Below are 19,540 nucleotides of genomic sequence, written 5' to 3' on the forward strand. Positions count from 1 at the left end.
CCGAATTACAATTAAGTCTCTTGTCATAGACCAACGATGAAGTGAGCGAAACACCATGACTGAATACAATGCCCCCATTACCGAAATGGAATTTTTGATTAAAGACGTCTTTGATCTCAACTCCATTACCGCATTGCCCGGCTACGAAGAAGCAACACCGGACATGGTTGACGCAATTCTCGAAGAAGCCGGCAAACTGGGCCGTGATGTCATTGCCCCGCTTGCTCAAGCTTCTGACGAACAAGGCGCAACGTGGAAAGACAACGAAGTCACCACGTCCCCGGGATTTAAAGAAGCCTACGCCCAATTTGTCGAAGGCGGCTGGAACGGGATCGGTTTTGACCCGGAATATGGCGGCATGGGCCTGCCTTTCGTCCTGTCCAACGCCGTCAGCGAAATCTGGAATTCCTCTTCCATCGCGTTTGGTTTGTGCCCGATGTTGACAGGTGGCGCAATCGAAGCCATGCACCATCACGCATCTGATGAACAAAAAGCAATTTTCCTAGAAAAAATGGTCACGGGCGAATGGACAGGCACCATGAACCTGACCGAACCGTCTGCTGGTTCCGACCTCGCCGCCGTCAGCGCCAAGGCTGTTCCACAAGACGATGGGACTTACAAAATCACCGGTCAAAAGATCTTCATCACCTTTGGTGAACATGATATGACCGAGAACATCATTCACCTTGTTCTTGCGCGCACACCGGACGCACCGGCAGGATCACGCGGTATTTCCCTGTTTATCGTTCCGAAATATCTGGTCAATGAGGACGGCAGCCTTGGGGAACGCAATCCGGCTTATTGTATTTCAATTGAACATAAGCTCGGCATTCATGGCTCCCCGACCGCGACCATGTCGTTTGAAGGCGCGACAGGTTATCTTGTTAAAGAAGAAAACAAAGGCCTCGCCTGCATGTTCACCATGATGAACAACGCCCGCCTGAACGTGGGTAACGAAGGTTTTGCAGCAGCCGAGCGTGCTTATCAATGTGCGTTGAACTACGCACGCGAACGCGTTCAAAGCCCGGTTATCGGGTCCAAGGACAAAACATCCGTCACCATCGACAAACACCCCGATGTGCGTCGTATGTTGCTGACCATGAAGGCAAAAACCGAAGCCGCACGTGCTATTTCCTATTTCACCGCACGCCAGCAGGATATCGTTGCCAAAACCGACGACAATGATGCGCGCGCAACTGCGGACGCCTTGATCCAACTGCTGACCCCGGTGGTTAAAGCCTACAGCACCGATATCGGTATCGAAGTTGCCAATGACGGCATTCAGGTTCATGGCGGCATGGGCTTTATCGAAGAAAGCGGTGCCCCGCAATGGCTGCGTGATGTGCGTATCACCGCTATCTATGAAGGCACCAACGGCATTCAGGCCAACGACCTCATCGGTCGTAAAGTCGGCATGAACGGCGGCGCTTATCTGGATATTCTGCTGCCGATGATCAAAGAAGATCTAGCCGCCGCCAACGCCAAAGGCGGTGTCTTTACTGAAATGGCCGAGGCCATCGAAGTGGGTTTAAACAATACGGAAAAAGCAACCGCATGGTTGTTGGAAAGCTTTAAGGAAGACCCGAAACAAGCCGCAACAGGTTCTGTACATTACCTGCGTTTGCTCGGTAACTTGTGCGGCGGTTGGTTGCTGACCAAATCCGCCTTGATCGCACAGGCGAAACTGGATGCAAACGAAGGTAACCCGGCCTTTATGAAAGCTAAGATCAACACGGCCCGTTTCTTTGCCGAACAGATCATGCCGACCTCCAGCGCGTTAAAAGCCATCTTTACCAAAGGCTACAACGCGGTATTGGAATGCGAAGACGATTGGCTGTAAAATCCAGCCCAATGCCTTGACGAAAAAGAACAGTCTCTTGAAAAAGGGGCTGTTCTTTTATTTTTAACCTTTGCCCTTATACTACAAATGTAGTAATTACCGTTTTCATATAGAACACCTCTTTTGATTGCGGTATGTTTTATAAACGAAACGGGGAAGCCTATATGCGTTGGGCGCTATCTTTTTTATTCTGCGTTATACTTGTCATCCCTGCATATGGCGAGCTGCCTGCGCGTGCCTCCAAACAACTGAAAATCGCCTTTAACAACCCCGGTTTTGCGGATCGTGGGTTCTGGAAAGATGTCAGCGATACCATGCAAGCCGCCGCCCATCATTTCGGGGCCGACCTGCATATCTGGTACGGGGATCGAACCCCCGGCAAGATCCGCGAAAACGCTGCTGAAATTTTCGATTCCGCCATTGATTTTGATTACATTATTATCGTCAACGAGTATCAGCAACTTTCCGGTTTTCTGCGCAAAGCCGAACAACGGCGTATTCCCACTCTGTTTTTGCTGAATTCCGTCACAGATCAGCAACGGCAATTTATCGGTCGCCCCGGTCAGATTTTTAAATATTGGCTAGGCAGCATCACACCGGATAACGACAAAGCCGGATATGAAATGGCGGCCTCGCTGCTGGATTTTGCCCACGCGCGCAACTGGCAAGCACCTTATAACGTCCTGACTTTAGGCGGGGACAACCGCACACCCGCCTCATTGGAACGCAACGATGGCCTTGGACGGCTTTTGAGTGAAAAGACCGGCTTACGAGAAATCCATCGCGCTTACACCAATTGGTCGAAAGATCAAGCCTTTGACGAAACAAACAAATACCTTGCCCACGCGCCAGCCCCAAAACTGATTTGGGCAGCCAACGACAACATTGCCCTGGGTGCCATCGCGGCAATGACCAACCATAAACTGAAGGCAGGCCAGGATTACGCCATTGCCGGATTAAACTGGTCCAAAGACGGCCTGAATGCTGTGCGTAACAAACAATTCACCATGACACATGGCGGTCATTTTTTCGCCGGGGCATGGGCCATTGTTGCCCTGTTCGACCATCACAACAATCAACTGTTGGAAAAAGAAATCCACTTCCCCATGGAAGCCATTACCTTGAAGAATATCGACGAATTTGAAAAGAAACTCGGCACCCGCGACTGGTCAAAAATCGATTTTACCCGTTTCAGCAAAACCCAAAACAAAACACTGACGGCTTACGATTTCAGCCTCAAAAACCTCCTTGCTGCGACACATCCCTGAACAAGACGTATCCTTCCTGTAAAACCGGACACACTGGGTCCCCGCGTTCGCGGGGATGACAAAGTGGGGGGCAGCACAACACAAACACCGTCATTCCCGCAAAAGCGGGAACCCAGCCCATGTACTTATGGTCTTTAAAATTACTTCATTGCGTTTTTTAACGCATCCAAAACCAGCTTAATCCAGCCAAATTTATCAGGTGCAATCTGTGATAGGATAAGGGCCAAGCCGCCCAGACTAATGGTCCGGCGCACCAGTTCTTCCGACCCTTTCTCAACACCGTTGAGGGAACCTTTTCGGACAGCACCCGCGCAATCACGAACATATTTTAAACAAGGTCGCATTAACCCTGCCAGAATGTTGGCATTTACATTCAACAGCTCTTTTGACAAAAGCGGTTTTGCATCGGGGTCGGCAAACAGACTTTCTTCGACATCCTCAACAAGGTCTAACGTTGGTTCAATGACATCTTCGTCAATAATGTCATCATAACCTTTAATTTCCTTGGCGAATTTCAAGGCAGCATCTAGCTGTTCCCCACTTGGATCCGGTTCACTATTGGCATGGTAGCGCCGCCATTTGGGAAATTGCTGAATAAACAAAGCATGGGCGGCTGCCAAGGCAGAAAGTTCGCTTGCGACATTTTCCAAAAAACGATCATCCGCGCGCAAAGCCAATTCTTGCAAGCGTTGTCCATGCACGCCTAAGGCAATGATTTTCAAATCAACATAATTTTCCCCCATTGCTTTTTCATAAGCCGAGAGTACACGTTGCAATGTCGGTTCATTTTGACCGGGGCTTAAGCTTTTTAAATCTTCGAAATGATCTTTATGCGCTTCCCACGCTTCCTGCAAACTCTCCTGCAAGTCTGCATCGGTAATTTCGTTTTCATCATTTTTGCGGTGAAGCTTTCCATCTTCACACACTTCCGTTTCCACAATAGCCGGACGTTGTTTCAAATCTTCTGGTTCCGGCACCTGATAGCGTTTTTCCATCTCCGCAATCAAGGCGTTGACATGGGCGGCACCTTTTTTCCAATCTTCATCGGTGATGAGGACGCGTTCGCGTTCCAATGCTTCAAGCACGAGGCGACCGTTGGGGCGAGGGCCACCGACCAAACGGTCTTCGTACCAATTGGTCCAGACCTGCCAGTTTTCATCCAAACTGAGCAAGGTTTCTTTCATCGACTGCCAGCGTTTTTTAAGCTCTAAGTCCATCCCACCTAAAAAGAGTGGCCTTTCCATCAGGGCGTCAACAGTCCTGCCTTCTTCAAGGAACGTCACATCATATGAAATTTCTCGCCATACGTTTGAAATAGCGGCGGCGGCGGCAGCGGTGGCTCTGGCGGCGGCGGCGGCGGTGGCTCTGGCGGCGACGGTGGCGGCGACGGTGGCGGTGGTGGTGGTGGTGGCGGCGTAGGCAGTGCTGGCGGCGGCGGCGGTGGCTCTGGCGGCGTAGGCGGTGCTGGTGGTGGTGGTGGCGGCGTAGACAATGCTGGTGGCGGCGTAGGCGGCGGCGGTGGTGGCGTAGGCGGCGGCGGTAGTGGCAAGCCAAGAGGTAGAAATAGCATAGAAAGAAGGCAGAACAAGGATATCACCATGTTGATGAGCATCTTCTTCCAAAAACGGTACAACCCGTAAGGCAATGCGTGCGGCAATGGCGACGCAAATCTGTTTATCCTGCTCCTCCAGCCATTTTTCTAATTCTTCCGGTGAAGTAATCTCTGTCACGCTGATTTATCCTATTTCCATTTCTCATCTTCCCTTGGGGCGGAAGTTAACATGATTTGGCGAAACAGTACTACAGGTTTCAATAGCGGGCTGACAACATCTTTTAGGGAGGATGTATGCAAGAAACAAAACGTTTTTTCCCTTGCAAATACTGGGTCCCCGCGTTCGCGGGGACCCAGTCTGTCCGGTATGCTCACACCTATCCCGCCTCGCAATCCGATCTTCCCAAAAAGCGGAGCCTCACTGCTCAGACGACGAGAACCTCGACCCCGCCTTCGCCGAACATTTCGCGTGACACGGTCATGTCTTCTTCCCAGCGCGATTTGAAATCATCGGTCATGGAGGATCCATCGACCACCACGCGGGCAATGCCGGCTTGAATGATTTTGCGCGCGCACCCTGCACAGGGGAAATGGGTCACATACAAGGTCGCGCCAAAGGCCGTGGCCCCGATGCGCGCCATATTGGCAATGGCGTTTTCTTCGGCGTGGCTGGTCCATTTGTATTTTTCAGGGCGTTCATGGCGGCATGCCACATCATCGTTCACGCCACGGGCAAATCCATTGTAGGCAAACGTCAAGGGTGTGCCATCTTCCATCATCACGACGGCACCGACTTGTGTGCTTTTGTCCTTGGACCATTTTGCCACTGTACGTGCCACTTCGATCCCACGGGCATTCCATTTATTTCCGGCCATCTTGCCACCCTATGCTTGCTTTTTTTCCTCCAGTGATCATATTGCTTTCTTTTGGCGTATCAAGGGATATACTTCGCGACGTTATGAAAAGTTTGGACAGATATATTTTCCGGCAGATTTTTACCGGATTTGTGATGATCTCACTAGCCTTGGTCTGTGTGTTATGGCTGACACAATCCTTGCGCTTTGTCGAAATGATCGTCAATCGCGGGCTGGGAATCGGTATGTTTATCTATTTCACCGCCCTTCTGTTACCCAACTTTCTGACCGTCATCCTGCCTGTTGCCTTGTTTGCTGTGATCACCTTTGTCTACAGCCGTCTGAATATCGACCGCGAACTGCCCGTCATGCGCGCCAGCGGCATGAGCAACTGGGCCATCGCCAAACCGGCCTTGATTTTGACCGCCTGCGTTATGATGGCGTCTTACAGTCTGAACCTGTATTTGGTGCCCAAATCCTATCAGCTGTTTCGCGAACTCCAGTGGGAACTCCGCAACAGCATGTCACACCTTTTGTTGCGCGAAGGGGCCTTTAACGAACTAAGCTCCAAAGTGACGGTCTATGTGCGCGAACGTACGCAGGAAGGGCAGCTTCTCGGCATTCTGGTGCATGATGAAACCATTCCCGAACGCCCCGTCACCCTGATGGCGGAACGCGGCGCCTTGGTTGAGGTCGACGGGTCTGCCCGCGTCATTATGTTTGAAGGCAACCGTCAGGTCGTTGATAGCAATACGGGTAAATTTTCCATGCTGTATTTTGACCGCTACACCCATGAAATTCCGCTTAAGACCCAAACCAATATTCAGCGCCAGCCCGAAGCGCGCGAACTGATGGTCGAAGACCTGCTCACCCCACAAGATAACCCATTGGTCGGGAAAAACGACTGGGGCAAACATATTGTCGAAGGGCATCAACGCTTATTAACGCCGTTCCTGTGCCTGTCCAATGCCTTGGCGGCCCTGATGTTCTTAACGGCGGGACAATTCAGCCGACGCGGACAAAGCCGACGTATTTTGCTGGCCATCCTCGGCGTGATTTTCTTGCAGGTGGCCTCCCTTGGGTTGGCAAACGTCAGCGCTAAAAATCTGCAGCTTTTGCCCCTGCTCTATTTTGCGACCTTGGTTCCCATCCCCGTCAGCAGTTTCTTTATGAGCTGGCACCCCAGACGCAGCCCCAAGCGCATGGCAAAAGAATTGAAACTCGCCCAATCCGGCCAGTTGGAAGCGTAGGTACAGACAATGATCAAGCTCGCCCCGACACTTTCTGTTTATATCGGTCGTCATTTTCTGGTGCATTTTGCCGTTTTAATGCTGGTTTTTCTGGGTCTGATTTATTTGATCGATTCCATCGAACTGCTGCGGCGCTCATCCAATAAGGAAGGTATTTCCGCCTTAATCAGCCTGCAAATGGCTTTGTTAAAATTACCGCATCTGGGACAGGAAACCTTCCCGTTTGCCGTGCTTTTTGCCGCAATGTCCGCCTTTACCCGCCTGACCCGCTCGCACGAACTGGTCGTTGCACGTGCTGCTGGTGTATCGGCATGGCGATTTATGACCCCCGCGATTTTAGTCGCTTTCTGCCTTGGGCTCTTTCAAATCATGGTCATAAATCCGTTGGGGTCCGCGACATTAAGTGCCTATGAGCAAATGGAAAATCGTTATTTTGACGGGCACACAAGTATGTTGAGCCTATCGGCAAACGGTTTATGGTTGCGCCAAAGCAATCCGGACGGACAATCGGTTTTACATTCGCGCTACGTCCTGCAACAAAAGGACAATGTGGACCTCAACAACGTCACCATCTTTATTTATAGCGAGCGTGATAAATTTTCCCACCGGATCGAAGCCCAGCGCGGTTCATTGGAAGACGGTTTCTGGCATCTCTATGATGTGCAAATCCATGTGGCGGAACAACCCACGGAATTTCAGGAAGAATTGTGGTTTGAAACCGACCTGACCTTAAACAAAATTCAAGACAGTTTTGCCCCACCGGAAACCATGTCTTTCTGGGCTTTGCCGGACTTCATAAACACAATGGAGAAAGCCGGTTTTAGCGGGAAACGCCACAAACTTTATTGGCATAGTCTTTTATCCACGCCGCTGTTGCTGGCTGCCATGATTTTAATCGCAGCGACATTTACCCTGCGCCATACACGAAAAGGCGGCACGACCTTTGTGGTTGCGGCCGGTATGTTGACCGGTTTTATCCTGTATTTCTTTTCCGATATCTCAATGGCATTGGCGCTGTCTGGCGCCATTCCCGTCCTGTTGGCGGCATGGGCGCCTGCCAGTATTTGCATGCTTTTAGGCTGCGCCATGATTTTGCATTTGGAAGACGGATAGGAAGCATTCCTATAAAGGACTATACTTCTGTAAAAATCTCTTTAAATTATACGTGCTAAACGAAACAAAAGACTGATTTATCATGTTCAATTGCTGCCGTTCCTTCTTCCTTATTGGCCTGTTCAGCGCCTTCGTTGCCTGTGTCCCTTCCACTGTGTTACATGCACAAGGGGTTATGCGTATTGCTGCTGTTGTTAATGACGATATCATTTCCGAATTGGATATCGCCCAACGCGTGCGCTTAACAATGGCAACCACCCGCATGCCGAACACACCCGAAGTTCAAAAAAGTCTTGCCGCCAACCTGTTGCGCGTCATGATCGATGAACGCCTGAAAATGCAGGAAGCCGAACGTCTGGAAATTGAAGTCACCGACAAAGAAGTCGATCAAGCCCTTGAACGCTATGCCAGAACACAACGTATTCGTGATGGACTACTTGATGAATTTTTAAAATCGTTGAGCATTGACCGCGAAGTTCTTGCCGATCAAGCCCGTGCGGAATTGGGCTGGAGCACGGTCATCTCGCGCACAGCCGGAGGCCGGATCAGTGTCAGCGAAGAAGAAATAGATAAAGCCTTGGCTGAAAAAAATGCCAACAAAGGCAAGCCCGAATACCTTTATTCTGAAATTTACCTACCCGTTGACAGCCCGTCGCAAGAAGCAACCGCCTTGCAAATGGCTGATAGTTTGATTGGTCACATCAAAAGCGGTTCTCCGTTTGAAAGCCTTGCCCGTGATTTTTCACAAAGTGCATCCGCACCGGAAGGGGGCGCCTTGGGTTGGGTCCAAACAGGGCATATTGATCCGAAGATCGAAGCCGCCCTGATCCAGATGAAGGAAGGCGACTATTCCAAGCCGATCCGCACATCGTCCGGTTTCTTCATTGTAAAATTACATGAAAAACGCCTTGCAGGTGTTGAAGAACAAGATGAATTGCTGGACATTGCCCAGGTCATTCTTCCCGTTGCCACAGATGCAACACCAGAAGTTTGGGCCGCGCGCAATACGCAAGCCAGCACCATCGCGCATCAAGCACGAAGCTGTGAAAACCTTGTGGAGATCGGCAAACAGGTTGAAGGTGCAAATGCTGGAATTTTAAACCAGTTGAAACTTTCCAACATGCCGGAAGATATCCGCAATACGCTCATGCCCATGAGTGCAAATCAAATCACAACCTTGGAACAAAAGAAGGGGGCTGTTCTGGTTTTGATGATTTGCAACCGTGCCCCGGTTCCCACCACACCGGAAATTACCATACGCAATAATTTGAAACGTGAATTGCGCATGGAAAAGATCAACCGGGAAAGTCGTCGTCAGTTGCAAACATTGCGCCGTAACGCTTTTGTGGACATCCGCCTATGATCGCACCGCTTGCCGTTAGTATGGGGGAACCTGCCGGAATTGGCGGTGAAATCACACTGAAGGCATGGCGCGAAAACCGGGAAAACATTCCCCGCTTTTTTGTGATTGATTGCCCGCATCGCCTTGCCCATCTTGCCAACCGTCTGGGCTGGACGGTTCCGATCTGCCCGATTACAACCCCGCAAGAAGCCCACGATGTTTTTCCAGACGCTTTACCTGTTCTGGAACATCCCGTCACAGCCGTTGAACCGGGACAATTAAGTAAGCATAGCGCGAAATCCGTTATCTCGTCGATTGAACGGGCGGTGGAACTTTGCCTTAAGGGGGAAGCAAGCGCCGTTGTGACCAACCCCATTCATAAACATAACCTGCATAACGCCGGATTTGGCTTTCCCGGTCATACGGAATTTTTAGCAGAGCTTGCCGGCATTCAGACACCGCCAATTATGATGTTGGCTTGTGAAGAACTGCGTGTTGTGCCGATCACGGTACATGTCTCTTTACAACAGGCCATTGCGGAACTGACAACCGATTTGATCGTTGAAAAGTGTGTCATCACGGCAAAAGCATTACAGGAACGTGCCGGTATTGACCACCCTCGGCTTGCCCTTGCCGGGCTTAACCCACATGCCGGTGAAAACGGTGATATGGGTCACGAAGAAATTGATGTCATCACCCCGGCAGTTGAAAAATTACAAGAGATGGGGATTAATGCCTTCGGCCCCTTACCGCCGGATACTATGTTTCACGAGGCTGCGCGTAAGACGTACGATGTCGCCATGTGCATGTATCATGATCAGGCATTGATCCCGATTAAAACAATTGCCTTTGATCTGGGGGTCAATGTGACCCTTGGCCTTCCCTTTATTCGGACCTCGCCGGATCACGGCACCGCTTTAAATATCGCAGGCACCGGAACCGCCAGTGCAACCAGCCTGTGTGCTGCCCTGAAAATGGCAGGCGATATGGCTCATAGACAACTACAGAAACAAAACACATGACGACAGATACCCTGCCCCCTTTACGCGATGTCATCGCAAAATATGATCTAGCTGCAAAAAAATCGCTGGGACAGCACTTCCTGTTGGATTTGAACCTGACCGGACGTGTTGCGCGCGCAGCCGGCAAATTAAGCCAATGCACCGTCATTGAAATTGGCCCCGGTCCGGGTGGTTTAACCCGTGCCCTGTTGGCCGAAGGGGCCAAAAAGGTCATTGCAATTGAACGCGACCAACGCCCCATTGCTGCCTTGCAGGAAATTGCAGCCGCTTATCCCGGTCGTCTGGAAATTATCGAAGGGGACGCCCTGACAATCGATCCCGCCAGTCTGTGCGACGGGCCGCGTAAGATCGTTGCCAACCTGCCTTATAATATCTCGACCCAGCTTGTTTTAAACTGGTTGGAAAACATCACCGAATATGAATGCCTGACATTGATGTTTCAAAAGGAAGTGGCGGATCGACTGGCGGCTCAACCGCGCACCAAGGATTATGGGCGGCTTTCCGTTCTCACCCAATGGCTATGCGACGTGCGTTTGGATTTCAACATCAAACCCACCGCCTTCACCCCACCCCCCAAAGTCATGTCCACGGTTGCCACACTGGTGCCACGCGATAAACCACTGGTCGATGTGGATCGCAAACAATTGGAACGCGTCACCCAAGCGGCATTCGGTCAACGCCGGAAAATGCTGCGCGCCAGCCTGAAGTCATTAGGTGTAAATGGTGAAGAGCTTGCAACCAAAGCCGGGATCGAACCGACAAAACGCGCCGAAGAGCTTAGCGTTCAGGAGTTCTGCGCCCTTGTTCAAGCCTTGAATACTTAAATTAGTCGCCGCAAAATTCACGCAGCTTGTCGAGGTCTTCCACGATCAATTCGCGTTTCTGGCAATCCACACCGATTTCGCGCAACCGCGATAAGGCGCGTGACAAGCTTTCCGGCTTCATACCAACACGGGCAGCAATCAGGTTCTTATCATAAGGCAAAGCAACGGCTGTCCCTTCGTTCCCTTCCGTCAAGGACAGGAAAAACGCACCCAAACGCTGCGCCGGTGATTGAGTTTTCAGTTGTGAAATTTCATTGAGCAAATGACGATAACGCCCTGCCATTTTAGACAAGATTGTCCGTCCGATGCGCGGCTTATTTTTCAACACACTTAAAAAAGGATCCCCGTCAATCCGAATAAGGCGAGAAGGAATAACGGTTTCGCAATTAACCGGAAAACGACCCGAAGCAAACATCGCCGCTTCGGCAAAACTGTTTGTCGGGTTGAAGATTTCAACAATGCTTTCCTCGCCCTCTTCATTGGCGGTAAAAAGCTTCACGCGGCCTTCCAGAATAATGTAAAAACGGTCTGCCGGATCGCCTTGGGAAAACAGTAAACTACCTTTTTCCTCTTCGATCAAAACGGCACTTTTCAGCAAAGCTTCCAGATCATCCGCCCCCAACCCCTTGAAGAAACGAACCTCACCGGCCCTTTGTACCTCTGCCGGTCCTAATGCCTTACTCATACCATGCCCTCTTCAAACAGCCAGTCATCTTCACCGCAATAGTTTTTCAAAACCTCAATATCCATAATTTTGACCTGATTGCGCATGGTTTCGACACCCGTTTTTTTCAATTTTGCAAGGGCGCGGGACAAACTCTCCGGTTTCATCGCCAAGCGGGCGGCTAAAAGACGTTTACCAAATGGCAAGTCAATCACGACCTCGCCTTCTTCTGCGGATGTCATACCCAATAAATAAGCACCCAGACGTCGGGACGTATTTTTCAGCTTCAAATCGTTGATTTCACGAACAGCACCGCGCATCTCAACCGAGATATTGGCAAAAACAGCCATCTGCAAATCAAACTGTTCTTCCAATAGGCTTAGAAACTCTGCCTTAGGTAATTGGAAAATCACGCTGTCTTCCAGAACCTGTACGGAAAGGCAATAAGCCCCTTCTTCACAGACTTCAGCCAAACCGACCTTTGCCCCTTGTGAAATAATATCAATGACCGTTTCTTCGCCATTTATATTTTCAACCGATGTTTTGGCGCGCCCGGACAAAATCCAGATGACGTGGCAGGCTTGCGCACCTTCACGGCTGAGGATATCCCCGGCCTTCACCTGTTTTACTTCACCGGTACGAAAAACGATTTCCAACACATCTTGCGGCAAACGATTTAAAATCGGTAATCGGGCTAACTTGTTAAAATCCATCGGATTGTCACCAAAAAATTGTGTGAGTTTAATTATTAAGAAAAAGAACAGCCCCTTGGCAAGCAAGAAGGTGAATTAATTCTCAAAAATCGCACAAATGTCTTTTATCGCAAATGCGAAAGGAATATGTTTCAGAAACACTCAAGAAACAAGTATAATCGACATTATCATGCAACAAGAACATCCCTTCGCACAATATATTCGTATCATCGGCAAAGGCCCGCGTCTATCGCGCCCTTTAACCCGTGAAGAATCTTTTCAAGCCGCTACAATGGTTTTAAATCATAAGGTTGACCCAATACAACTTGGGGCATTCCTGTGTATTCTGCGCGTCCGTACAGAAGACCCGGAGGAAGGGGCTGGTTTCGTTGATGCCGTTCGAAATGAGCTAAAACTTCCAAACGATATACCGGCAGTTGATCTGGATTGGCCAAGCTATGCTGGCAAGGCACGGCAATTACCTTACTATCTGCTGGCTGCACTTGCGATGGCGGCAAGTGGTATTAAAATTTTCATGCATGGCGCTTCAGGCCATACGGCGAACCGCCTATACACAGATCAAGCCCTGGCTGAGCTGGGAATAGCCCAAAGCACATCTTTGGAAGATGCGGCCCTGCGCCTAAAAAAGGAAAACTTCAGCTATCTGTCACTGGATAAAATCAGCCCTGTCTTGCAGGAAATCATGGACCTGAAATCCACGTTGGGTGTGCGTACACCGGTCAATACCTTTGCCCGCATGATCAATGCCTTTAATGCCCCGTGCGTCTTGCAATGTATTACCCATTCCGCCTACCGCGACATTCATCGTGATTGCGCAGATTTGCTCGGGCAAAAACGTATGTGTGTCTTTAAAGGTGAAGGGGGCGAGATTGAACGCCGCGCTGCCAAACCCGTCAACATCCAATATCTGATAGACGGAGAACGTTTTGAAGAAGAATGGCCCGCATTCCTTGCGCCGGAAAATGCCGCCCATGATACAGATATGGACATAACCCGCCTGAAAAAGGTCTGGTCCGGCGAAGACTGTCATCCATATGCCATTGCTGCCATTACAGGCACCATCGCCATTGCGTTACGCCTGATGGGGCGCGCAACGTCTTGTGATGACGCACATGAACAAGCAGAAACAATTTGGGCCAATCGCCAGATGGATACAGTCCCTTATGCCGAGTGATCAAAATATCCGTAATCGTGTTGTTCTTGTTGGGGCCGGTCCCGGTGACCCTGATCTCTTGACCATTCGTGCCTTACGCATGATTGAACAGGCCGATGTCATCGTGCATGACCGCCTTGTCACGGACGAAATTCTCAGCCTCGTCCCCGATCATGTCGAAAAAGTTTTCGTTGGAAAAGCACCAGGGCGACATATTTTAAAACAGGAAGAAATCAACGCCCTGTTATTTGAACTCGCTTGCAAACACAAGCTTGTCGTACGTTTAAAAGGGGGCGACCCGTTTGTCTTTGGACGCGGTAGCGAAGAGGCCGAATTCCTTCTGAAAAAAAACATCCCGTTTGAAGTCGTTCCCGGTATTACGGCTGCTGCGGGATGCGGGGCCGCCGCGCGCATTCCCCTCACCCATCGCGGTGTGGCACGCAGTGTCCGTTTTGTCACGGGGCATTATAAAGAGGGTGCAGACCTCGACATCGACTGGGCCTCATTAAATGACCCGGAAATGACGGTTGTGATTTATATGGGATTGCAAAATCTGGACTCGATTGCCGAGAATATGATCAAGGCAGGCCGCGCGGCAAATACGCCTGCCGCCATTATCGAAAACGGGGCAACCCCGGCCCAGCGCATCGCCTACACCACATTAGAGCGCCTCCCTGAAACCAAACGACAAGGCGACTTTAAACCACCCTCCTTGCTGATTATCGGTCATGTGATCGACGTTGCCCAAATATTAAACCATGAATGACAGATTAAAACAGACCACTTTGATTATTGCTGGACATGGATCGAGCAAAAGCCCAAACATGGGGCGCCCGGCCCGTCTGCATGCGCAATGGATTAAAGATCAAAATATATTTGCCGATGTCAAAACCGCCTTCTGGAAGGAAGAAACCTTTCTTCAAGACGCCCTTGAGGACGTGGACACCCCCGAAGTTGTCGTTGTCCCCAATCTGGCATGTTCCGGTTTTATCAATAAGGTCGTCATTCCGCGTGAAATGGGGCTGGATGGCCTTTTGACCCGGCGTAACGGACAAACGATCCATCTTTGTCAACCAGTGGGGGAACACCCGAACCTGGCGGCGCTTATGGCCGAACGCCTCCATCAAGTGATGGAGGATCAACAACTTTCCCCAAGTGAAACAACCGTTTTTGTCGTTGCCCACGGCAACCCGGACCCGGACCGTCCGGCCTCTCACGACAGTGCGGTCATGCTGGCGACACGCACCTACAGTCATTTCCCGGTTCAAGCCATGCTACCCGCCTTTTTAGAAGAAAAACCTTTTCTGAAAAACTGGGAAAAGCGGGTCAATACCCCCAATGTTATCGTCCTGCCGTTTATGATTGCGGCGGGCACCCACGGCGCACGCGATATCCCTGAATTTTTGGGAATCGAACTCAGCCCACAACAAGAAATCGACCTTCACGAAAACGGTCGCCCCACAGGCCCGTTTGAAGCTGCAACCGGACGTCACATCTGGTTAATGCAAGCCATAGGGTCCCATCCGCGCATGGCCGAGTTTATTGTCGATATTGCCCGCGAAAAACTTGCAAGCCAAGATTAAGTCAAGCCCAGATCAAAGCGTTATTTGGGTTCCCGTCCCAATCCTTGACACAAGGCCAGATATACCCGACCCACATCGGAACCATAGAACGTATTGGCGAGGATACCGTGTTGATCTTTATCCTTGGCCTGAACGATCAATTGTTCAAACTCGCTGAAATAGCGGTTTGCATAGGTTCTAAAGGCTTCATGGTCCCGATAGGCATCCTTGATGGCATTCAGCTTGTTGCGATCTTTCAAGGCCGCGAGTTTGCGTACAAAGATGGAACGATCCCCACGGGTGAAACGACGCCACTCTTCCTCGCTGATCCCGATTTCAAGTTCACGCGTAATATCCACGCCCAGAGATTGCAGCGATTCAACAACGAAGGCATGACGGCGCATAAATTCATCCGTACCAACTTTACTGTCCACTTCAGATAGGTCTTTCACCAAATCTGTGGCATGACGGTTGAGCTGACTCATGGACTTGGTTTGTTGTTCCATCGCCTTGGCGGCATCATGAGCCTGATGGGCGGCTTCCGACCATGTTTTACGCAATAGATCAGAACGTTTTTTCAGGTTGTCATCCCATGCGCCCAGTTTTTCCATCGCCAGATCGGAGATTTGCGTCACTTCCGTATTGCGACTTTCCAGATCATCACTGGCTTTGGTAATTTCTTTCAAGGTCTGGTTCACGGTGCTGGCCAGCTCATCCATCTGATGTCGTGCGGCCGCCCCGGCAACATCAAAACCTTTCTTGATTTCCATCGCATTGACTTGTGCCGCGCGTGTTTTGCGTTCCAGCGACTTGGTTGCTTGATCCAATTGCATGGCTGAACGTTCCCCTGCAGACAGGATATCCTTGGCCCGTTCTTCCAAATGATCGGCGGCTTGCGCAATATCGGCATGGATTTGATGTGCTGCCCCGGCGACCAGATCGGAACGTTCACGCACCAGTTCACCCGCTTTGTTCAAACGATGTGCCGCTTTTTCCGAACGTCCCTCTAACTGCGTGACAAACTCCTGCATGGCCAGAATGGCTTCTTTCAGCTGGGATACCGTCTGATGGGTCACTTGTTCCACATGATCCCCGCTGCGTTCCATATTATGCGTTACGCTTTGCAATTGCGCATTGGCTTGTTCTGTACTGGTTTGCGTATCCCGGCTGGCCTTATACATATTTTCCGCCATTTCCGACATCAATTTGGCCGCGCGATCCATTGAATTTGCAATCTCGTCATTGCGGGTATCAATTTCCGCGCCCAACTGGCTGACCCGTGCCAGCGCATTATCCGCCACATCATTGATTTTACTGTTTTGGCGTTCCAGTTCCCGGTTAACCGATTGTACCCGTTCTTGCGCCTCTTCACTTGTTCGGGCAATCTTTTCACCGCTTTTGCCCAACATCTCGCTCATATCGAACAGGCTACCCTGCGCCCCTTGCGTCACATTGTTCAAATTCGCAATATGAGACTGAAGTTTATCCCCGACATCTTTCAATTCATCGCGGGTTTCCCCGGCTACCTTCAATGTATCACGGGCTGAGGCCTGTGTATTTTCGCTGACTTGCGTCAATTGACGGGTCAAATGATCGCCAAATTGACTGATCTTTTGTGCCTGCTCTTCCAAACTGCGTGAGGCACCTTCAACACTGTCCACAACAGTTTGCGCCTGCGTTCCCACCCGCTGCACACGCTTGGTCAGGTTGATCCCGGCATCTTCTACGCGGTGTTCCATTTCTGTAACCGTATCCACCAGCGTGGCCCCGGCCTGATCAGCAACCTGATTGACACGCAAGGCATGATTTTCCAACCCTTCACCAATTTCAAAGACGCGTTTTCCGGCTTCTTCAGTCGCATTCATCACGGCATCGCGTTGGCGTTGGAACCCGGACCCAACCAGTCCCATCAGCTTGGCGGCACGGTCAGAAGCACTGGCCATTTCCTGCCCGCTTAAGCGAATAGCGGATTGCGCCTGTTCCAACTGCCCTGCTGTTTGTTCCGAGGTACTGCGCAAAAGGGTCGTTTGTTCATCCAGACGAACGGAATAGCCTTCCATCTGACGGGCCGCCGCGTCTGCTGTATTTTTAAGGGATCGGGTACTGGTCTGTAACGTTGCGTCCATATCGTGCAAACGCTCAGCTGTGCGCGCACTGACCTGATCCAGTTCCTCGGTCCGGTCTTGCAAGGTCGCACTGACACTTTCCATTCGACCGGCGGCTTCACTGGACGCCTGATCCAGATTTTGCGCATGATGGGACAGACGTCGCCCGGCTTCCGCCAGCGCATCGCGTGAGGTCAAAGATGTTTTTTGCAAACGTTCATTCTGTTCAGAAATTTCAGCCCCTAAAGATTTCAGATTGCTATCCATCTCAGTTGCATTATTGCGCATTTCACCCAAGCGATCAGTCAAATGGTCGGCCTGAATTTGTGCTTTCTCACCCAACAAGGTAACTTCCTGCGCACTACGGCGCAAACTGTCCGTTGCGAGATCAATACTTGCTGCCCCTTTATCCGACAAAATCGTGATGGTTTGCGAACCATCATGCAGCGCCGCCGTCACAGACTGGATCCGGCTTGATGCATTGGTTGCCGCATCAATCAAATCCAAGGACCGTTTCTGTAAATGGATACCGGCATTTTGCAAACGTTGTTCCGACAAGGTGGACAATTCCTGCAATTCATCCGTGCGTGAACGTAAAACTTCACCGGCCCCGTTTAATTGTTCGCTTGCCTCTTCGCTGATCATCGTCACATCACGGCCGGCCTGCGATAGTTGATCACTGATTTGTTTAATACGTTCCTCTACACGGTTTGCGGCACTGGATGTTTTCTGTGCTGTTTCCTGAACTTCATCATTCAGTTTTCCAGTACGTTCCATCGCCCGTTCTGTGGCTAAATCCAACTGGCGCGCTTGCTGACGGAACACATCCGACGTACTGCGCATTCCCATCAAGGAGTTATCCGTGGAATTCATCAATTCCTGTGCGCTTTCTTTCAGGTTTTCGCGCATCTCACGCACACGATCGGAAACCTGATCCGCCGTTTTATTTAAATGATCCGTCTGGGAAACAAGGTTTTCGCGAATTTGTCCGGTTTGCGTTTGCACCAATTCTGATGTGGCGTTCAATTCTTTTAACTGGCGTTCAAACACCTTGCCCATTGCCTCGCCTTGATCGCGGGCCGCTTCACTGCTTTTGCGCAAGCTTACGGTATGATCGTCCAACAATTTGGCGTTTTGGTTCAAACGGTCTGCGGCTTCATTGGCCATTTGGTTGACCGAGCCGATGGCACTGCCCAACAAGTCGCCAATTTCAATACTGCGCCCTTTGGCCTGTTCAAAGACCGTTTCCAGTGCCTTGCCTTCCCGTTGAAAGATCGACGAAGTTTCCTTGGTTTTATTGACAATACCGTCAGATACTCTATCCAGCTCGCTTGCACGGCGTTTCAATGTTTCCGCAATATCTTCGGTGCGCGACGAGGCACGTTCAGACACATTCACCAAATCATGTGCCTGATGGTGTAAAACGTTGCCGACTTCACGCGCCCGGTCAATCGCACGATCAGATACATTCAGCAAATCTTCGGCCTGACGACGCAAACTGTCTTCTGCTTCTTTCGCCCGTGTATCGGCCTCGTGGGATACTTCGGACAATTCCACACTGCGCGAACGCAATAAATCATGGATGGCACGTGATCGCACCAAGGCATCTTCGGACGCGCGGGTCAATTCCTGTGTTTGGCCGCGCAATGAGTCCGTAATGGCGCGCACGCGCTGTTCTGCGGTTTCAGACGGATAAACCATACGGCGCAGATACCAACGCAGCGCCTGACTTTCCGTCTGCAACAAACGGCTGCGTTCCAGATAAGCCGCGATTAACCACAACAAGGCCAAGGGCGTGACGAGACCCGCAGCCAGACCACCAATTTCATGGGGCATCAATTCACTAAGCGTCGACCAACCGAAATAGGTTTCGATATAATCATAAGCCCCGTAAACCCAACCCACCGACAATAGAGCCGCAACAATGCTTAGAAAACGATAACGCACATAAAACGGGGCGTGCCAGTCTTCTTCCGCCAGCAGTTCCACATCAACCATGCGGTCGCCTTCATCAAGCAGGTAATCTTTCTGCAACGGGGACAATTCCGGCATGGCATTTTTTTTGCCCTCTTCATCCGTCTTTTCCCCGGCTTGATCTTTTACCTGATCTGCCTGATTTTCTGCGTCGAAAGCCACTTCGATAGAAGACCGACCTTCTCGCTTTGAACCATCATTGCTCATCGTGCCACTCGTGTCTGTATTCACAGGCCGTAAAAAAGGCCTCACTCCCGTTCATATTTTCCTTGCACGGTAAAAACCGTCATTTACGATACAAAAA

15 protein-coding genes are annotated in these 19,540 nt (G+C 50.6%); 10 read left to right on the forward strand and 5 right to left on the reverse strand.

Annotated features, from left to right (window positions below):
* The first annotated feature begins 55 nt into the window (after positions 1–55).
* On the forward strand, positions 56–1,840 hold the full coding sequence (locus ACN0VA_RS07265) for an acyl-CoA dehydrogenase (RefSeq protein ID WP_417820510.1): 1,785 nt from the start codon (positions 56–58) through the stop codon (positions 1,838–1,840).
* A 134-nt stretch (positions 1,841–1,974) separates the two neighbouring features.
* Positions 1,975–3,108: an ABC transporter substrate-binding protein gene (locus tag ACN0VA_RS07270; RefSeq protein WP_417820511.1), complete on the forward strand. Its 1,134-nt coding sequence runs from the start codon at positions 1,975–1,977 to the stop codon at positions 3,106–3,108.
* A gap of 140 nt (positions 3,109–3,248) precedes the next feature.
* Here ACN0VA_RS07270 and ACN0VA_RS07275 read toward each other — a convergent pair whose 3' ends face one another.
* Together ACN0VA_RS07275 and ACN0VA_RS07280 are read right to left on the reverse strand one after the other, a co-directional pair.
* Entirely contained in the window at positions 3,249–4,838 is a 1,590-nt protein-coding gene (locus tag ACN0VA_RS07275; protein ID WP_417820512.1) for a hypothetical protein, read from the reverse strand.
* A 247-nt stretch (positions 4,839–5,085) separates the two neighbouring features.
* The gene (locus tag ACN0VA_RS07280; RefSeq protein ID WP_417820513.1) at positions 5,086–5,535 is read right to left on the reverse strand and encodes a deoxycytidylate deaminase; all 450 of its coding nucleotides are present in this window, start codon (positions 5,533–5,535) and stop codon (positions 5,086–5,088) included.
* A gap of 83 nt (positions 5,536–5,618) precedes the next feature.
* Here ACN0VA_RS07280 and lptF point away from each other — a divergent pair, with 83 nt between their 5' ends.
* The 5 genes from lptF (at position 5,619) to rsmA (ending at position 11,065) form a co-directional block, all read left to right on the forward strand.
* Positions 5,619–6,764 (forward strand): LPS export ABC transporter permease LptF, encoded by a 1,146-nt coding sequence (gene lptF / locus ACN0VA_RS07285; protein WP_417820514.1) that lies wholly within the window; start codon positions 5,619–5,621, stop codon positions 6,762–6,764.
* Positions 6,765–6,773: 9 nt separating this feature from the next.
* Positions 6,774–7,877, forward strand: coding sequence for an LPS export ABC transporter permease LptG (gene lptG, locus ACN0VA_RS07290; RefSeq protein WP_417820515.1), 1,104 nt, complete (start codon positions 6,774–6,776; stop codon positions 7,875–7,877).
* Positions 7,878–7,959: 82 nt separating this feature from the next.
* On the forward strand, positions 7,960–9,240 hold the full coding sequence (locus tag ACN0VA_RS07295) for a peptidylprolyl isomerase (protein ID WP_417820516.1): 1,281 nt from the start codon (positions 7,960–7,962) through the stop codon (positions 9,238–9,240).
* A complete protein-coding gene (gene pdxA, locus ACN0VA_RS07300; protein ID WP_417820517.1) occupies positions 9,237–10,241 on the forward strand; it encodes a 4-hydroxythreonine-4-phosphate dehydrogenase PdxA in 1,005 nt (334 codons plus the stop codon). Before ACN0VA_RS07295 ends, pdxA begins: the two co-directional genes overlap by 4 nt.
* Entirely contained in the window at positions 10,238–11,065 is an 828-nt protein-coding gene (rsmA, locus tag ACN0VA_RS07305; RefSeq protein WP_417820518.1) for a 16S rRNA (adenine(1518)-N(6)/adenine(1519)-N(6))-dimethyltransferase RsmA, read from the forward strand. The genes pdxA and rsmA overlap by 4 nt, the downstream gene beginning before the upstream one ends.
* Position 11,066: 1 nt before the next feature.
* On the opposite strand, the gene ACN0VA_RS07310 is transcribed toward rsmA, so the two are convergent.
* A complete protein-coding gene (locus ACN0VA_RS07310) occupies positions 11,067–11,750 on the reverse strand; it encodes a Crp/Fnr family transcriptional regulator (RefSeq protein ID WP_417820519.1) in 684 nt (227 codons plus the stop codon).
* On the reverse strand, positions 11,747–12,442 hold the full coding sequence (locus ACN0VA_RS07315) for a Crp/Fnr family transcriptional regulator (RefSeq protein WP_417820520.1): 696 nt from the start codon (positions 12,440–12,442) through the stop codon (positions 11,747–11,749). The genes ACN0VA_RS07310 and ACN0VA_RS07315 overlap by 4 nt, the downstream gene beginning before the upstream one ends.
* A gap of 169 nt (positions 12,443–12,611) precedes the next feature.
* Between ACN0VA_RS07315 and ACN0VA_RS07320 the strand changes: the two genes are divergently transcribed.
* Genes ACN0VA_RS07320 through ACN0VA_RS07330 form a run of 3 tightly spaced genes read left to right on the forward strand, consistent with a single transcriptional unit; the run spans position 12,612 to position 15,178 of the window.
* Positions 12,612–13,616, forward strand: coding sequence for a glycosyl transferase family protein (locus tag ACN0VA_RS07320; protein ID WP_417820521.1), 1,005 nt, complete (start codon positions 12,612–12,614; stop codon positions 13,614–13,616).
* Positions 13,606–14,361, forward strand: a complete 756-nt coding sequence (gene cobA, locus ACN0VA_RS07325; RefSeq protein WP_417820522.1) for a uroporphyrinogen-III C-methyltransferase — start codon at positions 13,606–13,608, stop codon at positions 14,359–14,361. The genes ACN0VA_RS07320 and cobA overlap by 11 nt, the downstream gene beginning before the upstream one ends.
* The gene (locus ACN0VA_RS07330; RefSeq protein WP_417820523.1) at positions 14,354–15,178 is read left to right on the forward strand and encodes a CbiX/SirB N-terminal domain-containing protein; all 825 of its coding nucleotides are present in this window, start codon (positions 14,354–14,356) and stop codon (positions 15,176–15,178) included. Before cobA ends, ACN0VA_RS07330 begins: the two co-directional genes overlap by 8 nt.
* Positions 15,179–15,198: 20 nt before the next feature.
* Here ACN0VA_RS07330 and ACN0VA_RS07335 read toward each other — a convergent pair whose 3' ends face one another.
* Positions 15,199–19,443, reverse strand: coding sequence for a hypothetical protein (locus ACN0VA_RS07335; RefSeq protein ID WP_417820524.1), 4,245 nt, complete (start codon positions 19,441–19,443; stop codon positions 15,199–15,201).
* Positions 19,444–19,540 lie beyond the last annotated feature (97 nt).

This window comes from Terasakiella sp., assembly GCF_048267425.1.
GTDB lineage: Bacteria > Pseudomonadota > Alphaproteobacteria > Rhodospirillales > Terasakiellaceae > Terasakiella.